The organism is Nocardia sp. BMG111209 (assembly GCF_000381925.1).
In the GTDB taxonomy this organism is placed as follows: domain Bacteria; phylum Actinomycetota; class Actinomycetes; order Mycobacteriales; family Mycobacteriaceae; genus Nocardia.
The window spans coordinates 595,702-613,321 of the sequence record NZ_KB907307.1 but is presented as its reverse complement, the minus strand read 5'-3'; the positions used below and the strand labels follow the sequence as shown (position 1 = coordinate 613,321).

The window sequence follows — 17,620 nt, the reverse complement described above, 5'->3', positions numbered from 1 at the left end:
CGGTGATCTCGTGATTGGTCGCCGGGCGGCCGGGTAGTCGCGTGGCGATGGACCAATCACACGCACCGATACTCGACACACTCGCTGCATACCATCGGCTCGGCCGGTACGGCTTCACTCCGCCGGGGCATCGGCAGGGCCGCGGGGCGGATCCCCGGGTGCAGGCGGTGCTCGGGGATGCCTTGCGCTGGGATGTCCTCGCTGCTCCCGGCCTCGATGATCGGCTGGCGCGCGGTGGTTATCTGCGGGATGCGGAAACGCTCATAGCCGAGGCGGTGGGGGCCGAGCATGCGTTCTTCTCCACGTGCGGCAGTTCGCTGTCGGTGAAGGCGGCGATGCTGGCGGTGGCCGGCGGCGATGGTGGGTTGATCCTGGGTCGTGACAGTCACAAGTCGATCGTGGCGGGTCTGGTGTTCTCCGGTGTCGAGCCGCATTGGATCGCTCCGTGCTGGGATGCCGATCGGCATTTCTCCCATCCGCCCTCGCCCGATCAGGTCCGGGATGCGTGGGAGCGGCATCCGGAGGCGTCGGGTGCGTTGATCGTCAGTCCGAGCCCGTACGGTACCTGCGCTGATCTCGCGGCCATCGCCGGCATCTGCCATGAGCGTGGGAAGCCGTTGATCGTGGACGAGGCGTGGGGCGCGCATCTGCCGTTTCATCCGGATCTGCCGACCTGGGCGATGGACGCCGGCGCGGATGTGTGCGTGGTCAGCGTGCACAAGATGGGCGCCGGTTTCGAACAGGGCTCGGTCTTCCACGTGCAGGGCGATCTGATCGACCGGGCCCGCCTGAAGCTCTGTGCCGATCTGCTGATGACCACCAGCCCCAACGTCCTGCTGTACGCGGCCCTCGACGGCTGGCGTCGGCAGATGGTGCAACACGGCCGCGGCTTGCTCGATGCCGCACTGGCACACGCGGATCGGGCCCGGTCGGCGCTGGGCGAGCTGCCCGGCGTGACGGTGATGGAGAAGGAACTGCTCGGTATGCAGGCCTCTCACGATCTGGACAGGATGCAGGTACTCCTCGACGTTTCCGACACCGGCGCGACCGGTTACGAGATCGCCGATTGGATGCGAGAACATCGCCGGATCGATCTCGGGCTCAGCGACCATCGGCGCATTCTCGCCACCTTCTCGACGGCCGACGACCGGTCCAGCACCGAGGCGCTGATCGATGGCCTCACGGCCTGGTGTGAGCAGCTGAAAGATCCGGTGCCGCACCATATTCGCCTGCCCGACCCGGGTGAGCTGCAATTGGAGTCGGTGCTGCGGCCCCGCGACGCGTTCTTCGGTCCGTGTGAGAGTGTGCCGATCGAGCACGCCCCCGGCCGGATCGCCGCCGAACAGGTCACTCCGTATCCTCCGGGTATTCCGGTGATCGTGCCCGGTGAACGCATCGACGCCGCGGTCGTCGACTACCTGCGCACCGGCGTCGAAGCGGGCATGAACGTCCCGGACCCCGCCGACTCGACACTGAAAACCCTCAGGGTCGTCGCGTGAGCCGCATGACAGTCCTGAAAGACGCAACCGGGTGGTGAGCGGGGTGCGCAGCGAGTGGTCCAGGCATGCCGCGTATCGATGAACACCATCTCGAGTTGGAAGGAGTGATGATGCCGGATTCGGAAGGTACCGGGGACCCGCCACAGGACACCGGTTCCCCGGACGCGGTGGAGACCGACCCGGCCGCGATCAGCAGCGGCGAGAATCTCGATGAGGACAGCCTCGGCGCCGATCCACTGGAACAGGCCATGGATCCGCCGGAACACCCCGTCGGTGTCGACCGCTACGGCACCACCCCGTACGAGCAGGCACATCCGCGGCCGCTCGGCGACCGGCTCGCCGAGGAGACCCTCGATGTCGGCAGTGCCCCCGCTACTGCCGCGGTTGACGGCGCCCGCCGCTACCGCGAGGAACTGAGGATCTCCGCGGACGGCCCGGAAGGACCGGACGAGTCATGAGCGACACCGACCGGCTCACCGGCCCGCAGGCGCTGACGACCCTGGTGGATCTCGGTTTCGCCCCCGTCGCTTCGGGCGTCATCGCCCGCCGGCGGGTCGCGATGCGCCTGCTCGACCGGTTCCGTGCCGACCACCGGTCGGTGGCCCGGATGCACCGGTTGCGCCGCGAATTCGGCGCCGGCCCGGTCGAATTGGCCTTTCCCGGCCGCCGGATCGTGATCGTCACCGACCCGGGGGACGTGGCGCGGGTCCTCGACGGCGCGCCGGACCCGTTCCATCCCGCCAACCGGGAGAAGCGGGCGGCGCTGCGGCAGTTCCAGCCGCACGGTGTCCTGCTGTCGCAGGGCTGGGCCCGCGACATCCGACGGGTCCTCAACGAGGGCGCGCTGAACACCGGCGAACCGATGCACCGCCTTGCGGCGCCGTTCACCGCCATCATCGGCGATGAGTCGACCGATCTGATCGACGCCGCCCTGGCGCACGGGCGGCTGGACGCCGGTCGCCTGATCACCGATTGGTGGCGGCTGGTCCGCCGGCTCGTGCTGGGCCCCGCCGCACGCGACGACGAGGACCTCACCGACGAGCTGTGGAGACTGCGTTCCGCGGCGAACTGGTCACTGCTGCTGCCGCAGCATCGGCGATTGCGCGACCGGTTCATCGAACGGCTGTACTGCTACGCGCTGTCGCCGGAGCCTGCCTCGCTGCTGGGTGCGCTGGCCGCCCAGCCCGCAAGCCCCGCAACCGATCCCATCGGTCAGATCCCGCACTGGCTGTTCGCGTTCGACGCCGCCGGGATCGCGCTGGCGCGCACGCTGGCCCTGCTGGCCACCCATCCGGAGCAGCAGGCGCGGGCCCGTGCCGACGCCGCCGCGCCGCAGCGCCCGGACCCGCGGCTCTACCTGCGCGCTTGTGTACTGGAATCCCTGCGGCTGTGGCCGACCACACCGGTCCTGCTGCGTGACCTCACCGAGGACACCGAATGGAACGAGGACCGCAGGCCGGTACACACCCGAGCGGGTGCGGCGGTCCTGATCTCCGCACCCGCCTTCCATCGCGACCCGGATATGCTGCCGTTCGCGCACGAATTCGTCCCGGACATCTGGCTCGACGGCCGCGCCGAGCAGTATCCGCAACTGGTGCCCTTCAGCGCCGGTCCCGCCGCCTGCCCCGGCCGCAACGTGGTGTTGCTGGTGACCAGCACGCTGCTGGCCAACCTGCTCGACAACGTCGACTTCCGTCTGGACGTGCCGCTGCGCACCTCGGCGGACGAACCCCTGCCGCCGACGCTGGACCATTACCGGCTCGGCTTCACCACGACTCCCGCATCGCTGCGGGCGGTCTGAGAAACCCTCGTACCCAAGCAGTTCCGGCCGAACGGAGGACGACATGCCCCAGCAGCAATGGAGCGACAAGCGTGAGCGTCAGTACGAGCACATCAAGGATTCCGCGGAGGATCGCGGGGCGAGCACCCGCCGCGCGAAGGAGATCGCGGCCCGGACGGTGAACAAGAATCGCGCCCAGAGCGGCGAATCGAAGTCCGCCAGCCGCACCTCGACACAGGACATGTCGCCGCAGCGGCGCGGTGGCCAGCGCTCGGGCACCGACCGGGCCAAGGGGCCGACCCGCGATCAGCTCTACAACGAGGCGCGTCAGCGCAACATCGAGGGCCGATCGAAGATGACCAAGGGCGAACTGGCCCGCGCGCTCGGACGCTGACGCGAGGCACGACGACGCGGCTGACGGATGCGGATGGCACCCAGTCCGGGCCGGGTCAGATGTCATCGACGGTGCGTTGCCCCTCGTTGCCGACGATGAATCCGGGCCCGCTGCGATGTCCCGATCGCCGCCGCCGGAGGACCACTGTGGCGACGGCGACCGGGATCACGATCAGCACCAGCAGTAGTTCCATGCCCGGCGGTTACCCACATCCCGGTGTCCCATCTTCGCCAGATTGACACCGCCACCGCCGGGTAGCACGGCAGGAACGAGTGACCCAACCGGAGGTGAGCACCGTGTCGATGGATCCCGATCCACATCGCGTGCCCGATCTCGAACCTGGTGGTGGCGTCCGGCCCGGCAGTACGCCACCGGACACCGCGCAGACCTCGGGATTGTCCGCGCCCGAACCTCGCACCCGGCGGCATTTCCCGCCTACCGGAGTCGCGGCAATCGCCGCCGTGGTGGTACTGGTCGTGGTGTTCGTGGCCGTCGCGGCCGGGTTGATCTGGATGATCGTCAGCTAGCCGACGACGATTTCGGCGGAAGGAGCAATCACGGTGGCCGAGTCTCTGACAGTGGTCGCACTGGTGTGCACGCTCAAAAGTTCCCCGGCGAAGTCGAGCAGTGTGCTGATCGCACGCCAGTTGCTCGACGAATTCGCCGCCCACGGCGTCACCGGCGAGCTGATCCGGATCGCCGACCATGAAGTGCGGCCGGGCGTACGGATCGACGAGGGCGACGGCGACGAGTGGCCACAGATCCGGGAAAAGGTCCGGTCCGCCGACATCCTGGTGTTGTCCACACCGGTCTGGCTGGGACACATGTCCTCGCTGGCGCAGCGGGTACTGGAACGGCTGGACGCCGAACTGTCGCAGACCGATGATCAGGGCCGGCCCAGCATGCTGGGCAAGGTAGCGGCCGTTGCGGTGGTCGGCAACGAGGACGGCGCGCACAAGGTGATCGCCGACGTGTTCCAGGGGCTCAACGATATCGGGTTCACCATCCCGGCCCAAGGCTCCACCTATTGGAACGGCGAGGCGATGCAGACCGTCGACTATCAGGATCTCGACGAAACGCCCGGCCCGACGAAAACCGCAGGACAGGCGCTGGTCCGAAACAGCGTGCACCTGGCCCGATGGCTACAAGGCGCGCAATATCCCGAATACGCATAGTCGATGCCCTGTTCCGGGTTCCGGGTTCGGCGCATACCGAATGCGTCGGCGCTGGAACAGGCGACTTCGTTGTTGTCTTTCCGCGCCGCATCTGCCGGGACCGTCGAATGAACGGGTTCCCGACGCTGTCCCCGCTGGCTTGCATCGGTGCGGGGGTCAGCGGTCCGGGTCGGTAGTGCGTGGCGGGCCGCGGTACACGAAAATCTGTCGTGGCGGGTGTAGACATTCCGTGATGGTCGGTATACAGTCACTGTCGTTCGAAGAGAAGAGTCCAGAGGCCGGGCAGGTGAACTGCCCGGAAACACAGTTCGACCGCCCCCTCCGGCGGTGACGGGAACCCGGCGCAATCGGCCGGCCCGCTGGAGGCGGGGCGGGAACAGTATCACCGAGAGAACAACACAAGGCAGGACCCCGGCAATCCAGGAGGTGGTGCTCACTGAGTAGTCATGCAACGGTTCCGCATTCCCGGGAAGTGCCGGGTGCGGTGTAGGAGACCGGCCCGCACGGGCCGGTGAACAGAATTGACAGTTGATCCCCCCTCTTCCGTACATCCCGGGCCCCGGCGCACATGCGCCGGGGCCTGCGGGCGTTGACCACCGAGAGGTGCTGTGCCGCAACCGAACACCGAACCCACCGGCGACCGCAGCGCCGGCGACAAACTCGACGACGACACCTACCCCGCCTACAGCATGGGACGCGCCGCGGAAATCCTCGGTGTCACACCCGCGTTCCTGCGCGGCCTCGACGCCGCCGAACTACTCACCCCGCAACGCTCCGCCGGCGGACACCGCCGCTACTCCCGCTACCAACTCCGCCTCGCCGCACGCGTACGCGAACTCGTCGACGCCGGCAACCCCCTCGACGCCGCCTGCCGCATCGTCATCCTCGAAGACCAACTCGCCGAAGCACAAGCCCTCAACACCGACCTCCAACACACCCTCGACCAGCACACCGACCCCCACTAGAACCACCGAATCACCACCAGGGCAATGGCCAGGGCACTGACGGACCACAACACGACCGATGCCGGGCTCACACCGGTCGGGGACACCCGGATCTCCTGAACGCAGGCGGCGGACCGGCTCGTGCCACTCGCGGTCGGTGACCGCTGTCCGGCGGCCGATCAGTGTGGAACCACGGAGGTGACCGGGCAGATCCAGGAACACGCCGACGACGACGAGGTGTTCCACTGCGAAAAAGGTTCGCGTACAGAGAAACTCGGCCGCGCGGCGACCCGGACCGCCGCCCTCGGCTTGTACGGCGGCCGGACGCTGCACGGCGGCATCCTCGACCGCAAATTTCCCGCCTGAGGCCGCAATCTTCGATGCCACAGGCCTCCGGCGCGTACGGCCGGGCTTCACGCCGGGTACGCGCCCGTGGCGATGTCCTCGAGCAGGGTCGGGCCGGTGGGGGTCCAGCCGAGCAGTTCCCGGGTGGTAGTGCTGCTCGCGGCGCCGTCGGCAGCGAAGAATCGACCCATCCAGCCGAAGTGACGGGCGACATCGTCGGGGGCAATGGCGGCGACGGGCAGGTCGAGAGCGCGGCCGATCGCCGCGGCGATCTCCTTGGTGGTCACGCCCTCCTCGGCGATGGCGTGCAGGCGGGATCCGGCCGGTGCCTTGGCCAGTCCGAGCACCGCCATGCGGGCGGCATCGGTGCGGTGCACCGCCGCCCAGCGATTGGCGCCGTCGGCCGGATATCCCGAAACGCCGTGCTGCCGGGCGATATTCGCGATGACCGAGATGAAACCGTGGTCGCCCATGCCGTGCACGGTCGGTGCGAAGCGCAGGCTGACCGTGTGCACGCCGCGGTCGACGTATTCCAGCGCGAGATTCTCGGTGCCGCCCCGTGGTGCATCCGGCCCGTGGGACGGGTTCGGGTCGGCCTCGGTGGCGGGGCGGCCCTGGGTGAGTCCGGCGATGCCCGACGCCAGCAGGAACGGCCGGCCCGATCCGGCGAGGGCGTCGGCGATGGTCTGTACCGCCGTGCGTTCGGCGGCGGCCGTGCCGATCGGGTCGGACCAGTCGTGTTTGTTGGCGAGGTGGAAGACGGCGTCGGCGGCCTCGGCGCCGGCGCGGATGCCGGCCGGATCGTCCAGGTCGCCGCGGCGGACCAGGGCGCCCTTGGCCGCCAGGGCTGCGGCCGAGGCGTCCGACCTGGCCAGGCCGGTGACCTCGTGACCGGCGGCGAGCAGTTCGTCGACGATGGCGGAGCCGATCCAGCCGGAGGCTCCGGTGACGAAAACGCGCATGACGTGATTCTCCTTCGACGCCCGGCGGGCGTGGTCGGTATACGGTTGATGTCTGCGACTGACGTCAGTGACAGACATCAACCTACACGCGAAGTCAGTCGCTGTCATCACCTGGAAATCGTCGGCATGGCGTGCTGGGAACCCGGGACCGCGGAGCGGCTGCAACAGGCCGCGCTCGAGCTGTTCGCGAGCCGCGGCGACGAGAGCCGACTGCCCATCCCCAGCGCCACCGACCAGCGAGACGCAATTCCGTGCATCTCGCCCGCCTGCCGCGCGGTGCGCAATATCGCGAATACCGATTGAGCGCACCCACGCGGCAGCGGTCCGGTCGCCTCAACGGGCCGAATCGACCGTCAACGTCACAGCGTGACAGTGCCCAGACTCGTGTCGACGCGAGACCGAGTGCGCCGATCGGGGTGCGCCGCGCGCGTGGCGTGGGCAGATCACGCTGGCTGGCCGGTAGTGTCGTTCCCCGCCGATGGCCGCCGCGAGGGGTTTCCGCAGCTCGACTGTGGCACTGGCGGCCCGGTGTCGGCCCGGGCCGGTGCAGCATGCCGCCGGCCGGGACAGGTTCGGTTGTTCGGGCAGGAGGTGCCGGTGGCGTTGAAAGCTGTCCCCCACGCGACCAGCCGGGCGTTGTTCGTGCGGCTGTCGGGTTCGTTGGTCGGCGGCAGCGCCGACACCCGGGTACTGCGCTACGCGGTGTCCGTGATGCCGGCCGCCGGGCTGGTGGTGTTCGACCTGCGCCAGGTGCAGATACTCACCGCCGGCGGCGTCCGCACGCTGATCGACTACGCGCGGACCCTCGACAGCCACGGTATGCGCTGCTGTCTTCTGGCGGCGTCCGGCACCGCGGCCGCGCTCGCAGCTACTGCGCTCCCCGCGTTCCTGCCGCTCCTCGACGCTGACGCGATACCTGCCGTTGCGGGTATCAGCGCGCCGCCGGGGCCGGTGACCGTCGGGTCGGATGCGGTGGCGGTGGCGTCCCTGATCAGCGCGATTACCGACACGATCTCGCTCGCCGATCCCGACGTGGCCCGCGCAGCCGCTGGTGAGGTGCTGCAGCGCCTCGTCCAGACCGTCCGGGCGACGGTGCCGGGTGCGGACACCGTCAGTGTCACTGTCCGCGACGCCGCCGGGCTCTGCCTCACCGCGGCGGCGACCGACGCCACCGCCCGCACCCTGGACCGCGTCCAACACGACATCGAGCAAGGTCCATGCCCGGACCCCGGCACCAGGGACGGCACCGGTGTCACCGCCTACAACCTCACCGATGACACCGCATGGCCGGGATTCACCAGCGCCGCGATCGAGCGGGGTATCACAGCGGTGTTGTCGACGCGCCTGCCCGCGGCGGATCCCGGTGCCACGATCGGATCGTTGAATATCTACTCCTGCCGACCGCACGGCTTCGATGACCGGGCCCGGAACCAGGCCATGATGCTGGCTGCCCTGGCAGCGTTGGCTGTGACGTCCGCGACCGCCGCGGACGACGCCGCCCGGCGGGTGGCGCAGTGGCAGCGTGCTGTGGAAACGCGGGACGTGATCGGCCAGGCGAAGGGAATTCTGATGGCACGGCAGCACATCTCTGCCGACGAGGCTTTCGATCTGCTGCGCCGCACCTCCCAGGATTTGAACATGAAGCTGGCCGACCTCGCCCGCACCCTCGCCACCAATCCGGACGGCCTGGACACACCGGCGACAGCAGACGTGGGATAACCCGATCGGCGGACAGGACAGGGTTCTGCACAATCTGCACCGTGTCGTCGGACTCGCACTGCAACACCTGGTGCGTGTCGGCGGCCTCGGGCAGCGGAAGACGGTGCATGGCAAAGGCTTACGGCGAGGTTCACCGTTTCCGGGCCGGTGGCGCCGTGTCTGCCGCTTTGGTGTCCGGTTGCGGGTGGCCGGTGCCTGCCGGATCCGGCGTGGTCGTTGCTCCTCGGGTTGCGGTCCGGTCGTGCGGCGATACGCAGAGTGCACAGCCTCGGGTCAGCGGGGTCCGGGTCGTTCATGCCGGCGGCGAGCGCGAGCCGCTGCCGTGATGAATGCTGCCGCACCGGGTAGCCGCCGATCATGATGTTGTTCCGTGCTCCCGGCGTCTATCGGCCGCAGTTCGATACCGCGTTGTTGATGCAGGCTGCCGAGGCGGCTGTGGTACCGGCGGGTGGGCAAGTTCTGGATGTCGGTACCGGTAGCGGTGCGTTGACCGTCGCGGCCCTGCGGTTCGGGGCGCAGCGGGTGACAGCGATGGACATCTCCCGGCGCGCGTTGCTGTCGGTGTGGCTCAACAGCCTGCGGTGGCCGGGCCGCGTCGAACTGTTGCACGGCGACATACGGCATGTCCGGCCGCGCGATCGCTACGATCTGGTGCTCGCCAATCCGCCGTATGTGCCGGCGCCGGCCGCCGATGGTGCGGCTCGCAGCGCCCGGGCCTGGGCGGGTGGGCCATCCGGCCGGGCGGTGCTCGATCCGTTGTGCGCGCTGCTGCCGCAATTGTTGCGCGAATCGGGCACCGGATTGATCGTGCAGTCGGTGTTGTCGGATCCGGTGCGGACGATCGAGATACTCGACACCGGGGGTCTGAACGCGGAGATCACCGCTCGCGGGACCGTCGCTTTCGGTCCCGTGTTGCGGTCCCGGCTCGCATGGCTGGAGGCGGCGGAGCTGATCATGCCCGGACAACGGGATGAGGAGTTGGTCGTGATCCGTGCCCGACATCGACGAGTGCGATGACGGCGTGCTACCCGCCGGGTCGATCCAGCCGTACCCGATCACTGTGCTGCCCAGCCGGTTTCGCCGCCCACGTACTCGATCAGCCCGGCGGCGGCGAAGCCGTGCAGCCAGCCGCGCATCGGCCACACACCCCAGCGGCGATGGAACAGCCGGGCATTGACGAGGATGTCGGGCAGGTGTTCGATCGGCGGGTCCGATACGGGGTGATATTGGTGGTAGGCATGCGCGCCACCGACCCAGACCAGCCGTGCTCCCACCGCCGCGGCGCGATATGCGAAATCGGTGTCCTCGGCACCGTATCCGCGATAGCCGGGATCGAAACCGCGGATCGCGCACCAGGTTTCGGTGGTGACCGCGAACGACAGCGACCAGAACAGATCGAAATCGGTGCCGTCACACAGTGCGTGGTCCGGTGGCGACGGCCGCGCGGGGTGTGGGTCGCGACTACGGTCCAGAGCCTCGAGGTCGTAGCCGGTAGCGGGCGGGGGCCGCAGATAGGTGACCGGGCCACACAGCAGTGCGGCCGTATCACCGACCACTGCGGCGGCTCGCTGATACCGGTCGATCATGTTCGGGTCGGGTAGGCAGTCGACGTCGAGGAAGATCAGCAGGTCGGCGCCGGTGTCGAGCGCGGTTCGTGCCCCGCGGTTACGGGCGGCGGCCAAGGGCAGCGGCGGCGCGGCGGGCAGGAAGACCGTCGTCGCCCGATGCCCCACCGTAGCGGCAACCTCGCGGTCGCCCATCGCGACGACGATGTGCGCGTCGGGAATGCGGGTGCTGCGCGCCACGGTGTCGAGTTGGTTGCGCAAATGGTGGGTGCGCCCGGCGGCAACGGTGACAACGGCGATCTTCATCGGCCCGCGACGGCGGCGATGACGGCGGCGGCCCGTTCGGGGGCGCCGCGGACCTGCCAGCGGGTCCACTGCCTGCCGTCGAGTGCCAGGGCTTGTTCGATGAGGCCGGGCCAGCGGTCGGTCGCGGGCCAGCGGGGGGTCGTCACGGCCGGTCCGGCCGCGGCAACGGCGCGGGCGGTGGCGTGTTGTTCCCCGAAGGGGCGAGCGGCCGGGATCAGGATCGCGGGCGTGCCGGCGGCGGCGATATCGGCCACCGCGCCCTGTCCGGCGTGGGCCACGACCAGGTCGGCTTCGCACAGCCACGGCCACGGATCGGCGACCCAGCGGTCCAGGCCGAGGGTGCGCCATCGGAACTGTGCGCAGTGGCCGGCGCAGTCGCGGACCATGGCCGCGGTGAATTCGCATCCACCGCCGCCGGCCAGCACGAGTATCGTGGATTCTGTTCCACTGCCATGATTTTCGACTGGAACCAGCGCTGGGTAGCGGCTGATTCCGCCGACGTAGCGGGTCTTGCGGCGATGGATCTCTAGCCAGTCGGGCCGATAGAGTTCACCCGGCCAGGCGGCGATGATGGCGTCGGAGATCCAGCATCAGTCCCAGATAGGCATGGTGGTCGACCAGGAACTGCGGTGCCGGCATCGAAATATCTTGCGCAGCAGCAGAACTGAGTGGCAGATCGCGGATCGCGAGGGTGCCGGCGCCGCTGCCGGGATCCGAGCCCGGGGCGGCAAACAGTGTCACCCGATGCCCGCGATCGCACAGGGTCCTGGCCAGCAGCCACACGTGCGCCTCGAGGCCACCGGCAAACGGCTGCGCGATCGGATAGCTGTTGGACGCGATCAGCGCGATCCGTAAACCGCCGCTCATCGGTCCAAGGCCCGTTCGTAGATCCGGTGGTGCGCCGCAGCCAGATCGATCCGCTCGGCGCGGCGGCCGGGCCAGCTCGCGCGCGGTATGTCCGATTCGGCGGGCAGCCGGCGCACCGCCGCCACCAGCGACTCGGCATCGAGCCCGTCGTCGTCGAACCCGAAGACCGTGCACGGCCGTTGTTCCCGGTAGAAGCCGCAACTGGGGGCCAGCACCGCGGTGCCGAGATCGTGACACGCCTCCAGCCAGCCCGAATGGGTGCCGAACCGGTACGGCAGTACCGACACCGTCAATGCCGACAGGTATCGCCAGAGCTGGTCGCTGCTGAAGTAGGGATGGATGTGCAGCCGCACCCCGGCAAGTTCCGCGCGGGCACGCAACTGTGTCACCATTTCCGGGTTGTACCAATGGTTTCCGGGGTCGAGCAGTTCGTCGTGGACGTCGATGCGCACGGCCGCGTCCGGTAGCTCCGGGACCAGCCGGGCCAGCGTGTCGATGATCGGCAGTGGATCCATGTTGGCACGCAGGCTCTTCACGTGCACTCCGATCACGGTCTCCGTGCGCGCCGGCCGCGCAGCGCGAATCAGGCTGGGGCGCACGACGTGTGGGTGGGGCAGCACATGCGGGGCGCGCCCCCAGCGCTCGGTGATCAGCGCCGCGGCGCCGCCGGTGAGAGTGATCACCTCGTCGGCCGCGGGCAGCAGGACATCCAGTTGCGCGCGGTGTGCGGCAGGATCGGGGTGATGTGGATTGCGCAGGTCGTGCACGGTGTACACCAACGGTTTCCGGTGGTCGCGCAGTTCGCCGACGATGTCGGCCAGCAACGCCGGTGCGTAAGCGTCGAACCCGAAATGCACGTGGAAGACGTCGAAGCTGGCATGGTTTCGGCGGATCCACCCCGGGTCCAGCATCAGTGGCGGCCACCAGCCACCGGGTACCTTCTGCCGATCGGCGGGCACCGGGTCGGGCAACCTGGTCACGCCGTCGTGCCTGCCGGGTGCGGACAGATGCCGGACATACACATGGGAGGCGGGAACGGAGGCCACCCGGATGGTCGCCGAGCCTGTGGAGATCATGTCCGGCGTCTACCCAGCCGCCGGACGTCATTCGCGCCCGTCGCCGCGACGCTCGGGTTTCGGCACGGCCGGGTCGCGGCACCGACACGGATCCTGCGGGCCGCGAGTAATCGAACCGGGCGGGGGTAGCCGCGACCGTGACAGCCCGTTTCGATTCCGAGAGGAAACGCGATGACCATCAGTGCCGACACCGATGTGGTCGATCTGCTGCTGCGGCAGCACCGCCAGGTCGAGGACCTGCTCGACCAGATCCCCGCAGCGCGCGGGCAGTCCAAGCAGGAGCATTTCCAGGATCTGGTCCGGCTGCTGGCGATCCACGAGAGCGCCGAGGAACAGTTCGTTCATCCCGCCGCTCGCAAGACCGCCGCCGGTGACGAGGTCGTGGACGCGCGGCTGGCCGAGGAGAACGAGGCCAAACACGTCCTCACCGACCTGCACGATCTGGGTGTCGACCACGCCGATTTCGACCGGAAGTTCGCGGCGTTCGCGAACGCGGTGCGTGAACACGCCGAGCACGAGGAGAACGACGAGTTCCCGGCATTGCGTGCCGCGAACTCACCCACGGACCTGCACGCGATGGCCGAACGGGTCGAACGTGCCGAGAAGCTCGCGCCGACGCGCCCGCATCCGCACGCCGGGGAATCGGCAGCCGCGAACATGCTGGCCGGCCCGCCGCTGGCGGTGTTCGACCGAATCCGTGACGCCCTGCGGCATCCCTGATATCCGGCACCCCGCCGCCGGCGGCTCGTTCGGCCGCCGGCGCCGGGGATCCGGCCCGATGAGACGGAGGTCGCCGGACATGCGCGTCGTGGTAGTGGGAGCAACGGGCAACATCGGCCGCCGAGTGGTCGCCGAACTGTCGGCACTGCCCGGCACGACCGTGGTCGGCCTGGCCCGGCGCCGGCCCGAACCCGGCATTGTCGCCGGTGATGTTCACTGGGTGGCCGCTGATGTGCGCCACGACGACCTACGCCGCCACTTCACCGGCGCCGACGCCGTCATGCATCTGGGGTGGTTGTTCCAGCCCACACACCGGCCGAGGGTGACATGGGACACCAACGTGATCGGGACATCCAGGGTCCTGGCCGCAGTTGCCGCCGCGCAGGTCCCGGTGCTGGTCTGTGCCTCCTCGGTCGGCGCCTACTCGCCGGCCGGCGACGACCGGCCGGTGGACGAGAGCTGGCCGACCGACGGCTGGCCCGCCGCCGCCTATACGCGGGAGAAAGCGTATGTGGAGCGGCTGCTCGATATCCACGAACGCGACCATCCTGGCCGGCGAATCGTACGGCTGCGACCGGCATTCGTGTTCCAGTGGGCCTCCGCCGCCCAGCAGCGGCGGCTGTTCGCCGGCCCGCTGCTACCGGATCGCCTGGTGCGCCGCCGCATTCCGCCACTGCTGCCGATCCCGGCCGGACTGCGTTTCCAGGCTGTCCATGCCGAGGACGTCGGCCGCGCCTATGCGTCCGCGCTGGCTTCGGGTGCCCACGGTGCGTTCAATCTGGCCGCGGATCCGCTCATCACCGGGGCCGAGCTCGGTGATCTGCTCGGTGCCCGTCCGATCACGGTCCCCCCTGCCGCCGTGCGCACCACACTGGCCCTTGCCTGGCGCCTGCACCTGGCGCCTGCGCCGCCGGAATTGTTCGACGCCATGATGCACCTGCCCGTCATGAGCACCGCGCGGGCTCGCAACGACCTCGGCTGGACCCCCCGATTCAGCGCCACTGATGCTCTCGGCGACATGCTCACCGGGCTGCGCACCGGCACCGGTGGCGACACTCCACCATTGCGCGCGGACGCCGGCGGTCCGCTGCGCGTGCACGAGTTCGCTTCCGGCACGGGGGGTCACGATCCGACAGACCACTGACCACATGGCAGCCTCGATCACTTTTCGCGACAGTGGGCCGCCCGACCGCACGACGGCGTTCCGCACCGGGATCGAAGATGACCGGGCCGCAGTGATGGCTGGTCGTCGAAGAGCCTGCCGACGCGTCATGTCGGGTGCCGAGCGCCGGCTCGCGGACCGGCGCGGACCGACCGGACGCCGTCTGGAGGAGCAACACAATGCGAGCACCGATCACAGCCCGGACCGGCTGGCACCGTATCGAGCAACCGTGGGGACAACGCACCCCGTACGGTCCGGGGGAAGCATGGCCGGCGCGGGTGGATATGCAGTTGGCCGACGGGATGACCGAGGAGATGGTGCAGCGATGGGTGCCATCGGCGTCGGTACTGCATTCCAACGGTGACGCCTTCGACATCGCGGTCACAGATGATCGGATCGTGGGCGTCCGCGGCCGCGCCGGTGACCGGATCAACCGTGGCCGCCTCGACCCGAAGGATTTGTTCGGATGGCAGGCGACTGCGTCGCCGGACCGGCTGACCACGCCGTTGCAGCGCGTCGACGGACGGCTCGTGCCCTGTGACTGGGACACCGCGCTGGACCGGATCGCCACCCGCACCACCGAGTTGCTCGACACCGCCGGACCCGAGGCGATCGCCTTCTACACCAGCGGGCAGTTGTTCCTGGAGGAGTACTACACCCTCGCGGTCCTCGCCCGCGCCGGTATCGGCACCAATCACCTCGACGGCAATACCCGGCTGTGCACCGCCACCGCCGCGGAGAGCCTGAAACAGTCGTTCGGCTGCGACGGGCAACCGGGCTCGTACACCGACATCGACCACGCCGACGTCATCGCCCTGTACGGCCACAACGTGGCGGAGACCCAGAGCGTGCTGTGGGCCAGAATCCTGGACCGGCTCGCCGGGCCACAGCCCCCGGCGCTGCTGTGCGTCGACCCACGCCCTACCGCCGTCGCCCGCCATGCCACGGTCCATCTCGCGCCCATCCCCGGCACGAACATGGCGCTGATGAACACCCTGCTCCACGAAATCCTCGAATGCGGGTGGATCGACCGCGACTACATCGCCGCGCACACCATCGGATTCGACGAACTGGCAACGACCGTGGCGCCCTGGCCCCCCGAACGAGGCGCCGCCGTGTGCGGTCTCGACGTCGAGGACATCGCTCGGGCCGCGCGTCTGCTCGGCACCTCGCGGCGGCTCGTTTCCACCGTGCTCCAGGGCTTCTATCAATCCCACCAGGCGACCGCGGCGGCAGTGCAGGTCAACAACATTCACCTGGTGCGCGGCATGCTCGGCCGCCCCGGATGTGGCGTCCTGCAGATGAACGGCCAGCCGACCGCGCAGAACACCCGCGAATGCGGCGCGAACGGCGACCTGCCGGGATTTCGCAACTGGGCCAACAAGAATCACGTCACCGAACTGGCGCGACTGTGGAACGTCGAACCCGAGACCCTCGCCCACGACGGGCCACCGACGGATGCGATGCAGATCATGCGACTCGCCGAGACCGGCACGATCCGGATGCTGTGGATCTCGGCGACCAACCCCGCCGTGTCACTACCGGAATTGGCGCGAGTCCGGCGAATTCTCGACCGCCACAACCTCTTCCTCGTCGTGCAGGACATATACCGCACCGAGACAACGGCGTTCGCCGACGTCGTGCTGCCCGCGGCGGCGTGGGGCGAGAAGACCGGAACCTTCACCAACGCCGACCGCACCGTCCACTTGTCCCAGCAGGCGGTCCGCCCTCCCGGCCAGGCCCGATCCGACCTGCGGATCTTCCTGGACTTCGCTCGCCGCATGAACCTGCGCGACCGCGACGGCAATCCGTTGCCGCCCTGGGACGATGCGCACAGCGCGTTCGCCGCCTGGCAGCGATGCAGCGCCGGCCGTCCCTGCGACTACACCGGCATCGACTACCCGCAACTACGGGACGGCGGCATCCAATGGCCACGTCCCGCCGGACATCTCGACGAGGACCACGAGCGGCTCTACACCGACGGGCACTTCTTCGCCTTGCCGGATATGTGCGAAAGCTACGGCAAGGACCTGGTGACCGGCGCCGCTCACGACGAACAGCACTATCGCGCCACCAACCCTGACGGCCGGGCCATGATCAAGGCCGCCCCCTACCTGCGCCCACCGGAACCACCCACAGCGGACTATCCGCTCGCGCTGATCACCGGCCGCACGATCTACCACTTCCACACCCGCACCAAAACCGGCCGTACCCCGCAACTGGACACCGCCGCCCCCGACGTCTGGGCCGAACTGTCGGCCGACGACGCCCAAACCGCAGGCATCACCGACGGTGACACCGTCGAAATCCGCACGCCCCGAGGAGTTTTGCGCGCCAGCGCCCGCATCACCGCGATCCGGCCCGGGGTCGTGTTCGTCCCCTTCCACTACGGCTACTGGGACACCGCCGAACACGACGGCCCGCATACTCGCGCCGCCAACGAATTGACCCGAACCGACGTCGACCCGGTGTCCAAACAACCACTGTTCAAAACCGCGGCCGCCCGAATTCGCCGGGTGGACAACCCCATCCCCGCGGCAGCCGGGCGCCCGGCCGGCGCACCGACCGCCGAGGCGCGCCCGGCCCAGCAGCCGACCGGCGGGCCCGATCGTGCCGCGCACCGTCCCCGACGCCGTGGCAAATGATTAGGAACGTGACATGAGTTACCTCGCCAAGATCGAGCGACGTATCGGCGACATCATCGACCGTGGCCGCACCAGGGCGGCCCGGCCGGCCGCACCCGCAACCGGGGGAAAGGCCTTGACCATCTACCTCTCCGACCACTACACCGGAGCCCCCGCCGGTATCGAACTCGCACGCCGACTCACGAGCAACCACCGCGGCAGCCCCATACACGCCACCCTGCGTGACCTACAGGACCAAGTGTCCGGGGGTTGCTGCGCGCGCTCGCTGCTCACGAGCCGCGGCTACAGCCGGACATGCTCGACGAACTCGAGCACCGCGCTCGCCGTCAAGGCGACACCCTCGAAGAACTACGGCGAACCGCCGCTCTCACCGTCTTCGACCCGGTCCACACCCCCCGATGAGCGAACATCGACACCGGCACCGCCGGTGTTTTCAGCACCGCGGTAGTGCGGTGCGGTTC

General features: G+C 69.0%; 20 protein-coding genes and 1 pseudogene. 15 read left to right on the top strand and 6 right to left on the bottom strand.

What is annotated here, in order from left to right:
* Positions 1-47 precede the first annotated feature (47 nt).
* The 4 genes from G361_RS0102580 (at position 48) to G361_RS0102565 (ending at position 3,673) form a co-directional block, all read left to right on the top strand.
* Positions 48-1,499: an aminotransferase class I/II-fold pyridoxal phosphate-dependent enzyme gene (locus G361_RS0102580; RefSeq protein WP_026342615.1), complete on the top strand. Its 1,452-nt coding sequence runs from the start codon at positions 48-50 to the stop codon at positions 1,497-1,499.
* A gap of 65 nt (positions 1,500-1,564) precedes the next feature.
* On the top strand, positions 1,565-1,957 hold the full coding sequence (locus tag G361_RS50120) for a hypothetical protein (RefSeq protein WP_196814396.1): 393 nt from the start codon (positions 1,565-1,567) through the stop codon (positions 1,955-1,957).
* Complete coding sequence (locus tag G361_RS0102570) at positions 1,954-3,300, top strand: cytochrome P450 (protein ID WP_019925486.1); 1,347 nt, start codon at positions 1,954-1,956, stop codon at positions 3,298-3,300. The genes G361_RS50120 and G361_RS0102570 overlap by 4 nt, the downstream gene beginning before the upstream one ends.
* 43 nt (positions 3,301-3,343) lie before the next feature.
* The gene (locus G361_RS0102565; protein ID WP_019925485.1) at positions 3,344-3,673 is read left to right on the top strand and encodes a hypothetical protein; all 330 of its coding nucleotides are present in this window, start codon (positions 3,344-3,346) and stop codon (positions 3,671-3,673) included.
* 55 nt (positions 3,674-3,728) lie between these two features.
* Here G361_RS0102565 and G361_RS50115 read toward each other — a convergent pair whose 3' ends face one another.
* Positions 3,729-3,866, bottom strand: a complete 138-nt coding sequence (locus G361_RS50115) for a hypothetical protein (protein ID WP_019925484.1) — start codon at positions 3,864-3,866, stop codon at positions 3,729-3,731.
* Between the two features lie 109 nt (positions 3,867-3,975).
* On the opposite strand from G361_RS50115, the gene G361_RS0102555 reads away from it, so the two are divergent.
* The 4 genes from G361_RS0102555 to G361_RS41995 all read left to right on the top strand — a co-directional run bounded on the left by G361_RS0102555 (position 3,976) and on the right by G361_RS41995 (position 6,158).
* Complete coding sequence (locus G361_RS0102555) at positions 3,976-4,200, top strand: DUF6480 family protein (RefSeq protein WP_036494395.1); 225 nt, start codon at positions 3,976-3,978, stop codon at positions 4,198-4,200.
* A 33-nt stretch (positions 4,201-4,233) separates the two neighbouring features.
* Positions 4,234-4,848: a flavodoxin family protein gene (locus G361_RS0102550; RefSeq protein ID WP_081635271.1), complete on the top strand. Its 615-nt coding sequence runs from the start codon at positions 4,234-4,236 to the stop codon at positions 4,846-4,848.
* Between the two features lie 608 nt (positions 4,849-5,456).
* Positions 5,457-5,813, top strand: a complete 357-nt coding sequence (locus G361_RS0102545; protein ID WP_019925481.1) for a MerR family transcriptional regulator — start codon at positions 5,457-5,459, stop codon at positions 5,811-5,813.
* Between the two features lie 177 nt (positions 5,814-5,990).
* Complete coding sequence (locus G361_RS41995) at positions 5,991-6,158, top strand: hypothetical protein (protein ID WP_155981258.1); 168 nt, start codon at positions 5,991-5,993, stop codon at positions 6,156-6,158.
* Positions 6,159-6,205: 47 nt separating this feature from the next.
* Here the strand turns inward: G361_RS41995 and G361_RS0102535 are convergent, their stop codons facing one another.
* Entirely contained in the window at positions 6,206-7,099 is an 894-nt protein-coding gene (locus G361_RS0102535) for an SDR family oxidoreductase (RefSeq protein WP_019925479.1), read from the bottom strand.
* A 126-nt stretch (positions 7,100-7,225) separates the two neighbouring features.
* Here G361_RS0102535 and G361_RS50110 point away from each other — a divergent pair, with 126 nt between their 5' ends.
* From G361_RS50110 to G361_RS0102520, 3 genes are all read left to right on the top strand, one after another.
* On the top strand, positions 7,226-7,402 hold the full coding sequence (locus G361_RS50110) for a hypothetical protein (RefSeq protein WP_019925478.1): 177 nt from the start codon (positions 7,226-7,228) through the stop codon (positions 7,400-7,402).
* Between the two features lie 294 nt (positions 7,403-7,696).
* On the top strand, positions 7,697-8,818 hold the full coding sequence (locus G361_RS41990) for an ANTAR domain-containing protein (protein WP_155981257.1): 1,122 nt from the start codon (positions 7,697-7,699) through the stop codon (positions 8,816-8,818).
* A gap of 357 nt (positions 8,819-9,175) precedes the next feature.
* Complete coding sequence (locus G361_RS0102520; protein ID WP_019925476.1) at positions 9,176-9,835, top strand: methyltransferase; 660 nt, start codon at positions 9,176-9,178, stop codon at positions 9,833-9,835.
* Positions 9,836-9,873: 38 nt separating this feature from the next.
* Here G361_RS0102520 and G361_RS0102515 read toward each other — a convergent pair whose 3' ends face one another.
* The 4 genes and pseudogenes from G361_RS0102515 to G361_RS0102500 all read right to left on the bottom strand — a co-directional run bounded on the left by G361_RS0102515 (position 9,874) and on the right by G361_RS0102500 (position 12,632).
* Positions 9,874-10,689, bottom strand: a complete 816-nt coding sequence (locus G361_RS0102515; RefSeq protein WP_019925475.1) for a glycosyltransferase family 2 protein — start codon at positions 10,687-10,689, stop codon at positions 9,874-9,876.
* Positions 10,686-11,114 (bottom strand): glycosyltransferase, encoded by a 429-nt coding sequence (locus G361_RS41985; protein ID WP_019925474.1) that lies wholly within the window; start codon positions 11,112-11,114, stop codon positions 10,686-10,688. The genes G361_RS0102515 and G361_RS41985 overlap by 4 nt, the downstream gene beginning before the upstream one ends.
* Positions 11,115-11,268: 154 nt before the next feature.
* A pseudogene (locus G361_RS0102505) lies at positions 11,269-11,556 on the bottom strand (glycosyltransferase family 4 protein); the annotation flags it as partial.
* Entirely contained in the window at positions 11,553-12,632 is a 1,080-nt protein-coding gene (locus G361_RS0102500) for a hypothetical protein (protein WP_019925472.1), read from the bottom strand. The gene G361_RS0102500 and the pseudogene G361_RS0102505, both read right to left, overlap by 4 nt.
* A gap of 171 nt (positions 12,633-12,803) precedes the next feature.
* Between G361_RS0102500 and G361_RS0102495 the strand changes: the two genes are divergently transcribed.
* The 4 genes from G361_RS0102495 to G361_RS49020 all read left to right on the top strand — a co-directional run bounded on the left by G361_RS0102495 (position 12,804) and on the right by G361_RS49020 (position 17,607).
* Positions 12,804-13,352 carry a hemerythrin domain-containing protein gene (locus tag G361_RS0102495; protein WP_019925471.1) on the top strand — a complete coding sequence of 183 codons (549 nt, stop codon included), beginning with the start codon at positions 12,804-12,806 and terminating at the stop codon, positions 13,350-13,352.
* A gap of 79 nt (positions 13,353-13,431) precedes the next feature.
* Positions 13,432-14,496, top strand: coding sequence for an NAD-dependent epimerase/dehydratase family protein (locus tag G361_RS0102490; RefSeq protein ID WP_036494059.1), 1,065 nt, complete (start codon positions 13,432-13,434; stop codon positions 14,494-14,496).
* A 197-nt stretch (positions 14,497-14,693) separates the two neighbouring features.
* Positions 14,694-17,159, top strand: a complete 2,466-nt coding sequence (locus tag G361_RS0102485; RefSeq protein WP_019925469.1) for a molybdopterin oxidoreductase family protein — start codon at positions 14,694-14,696, stop codon at positions 17,157-17,159.
* 13 nt (positions 17,160-17,172) lie between these two features.
* Positions 17,173-17,607, top strand: a complete 435-nt coding sequence (locus G361_RS49020; RefSeq protein ID WP_196814395.1) for a hypothetical protein — start codon at positions 17,173-17,175, stop codon at positions 17,605-17,607.
* Positions 17,608-17,620: the final 13 nt, after the last annotated feature.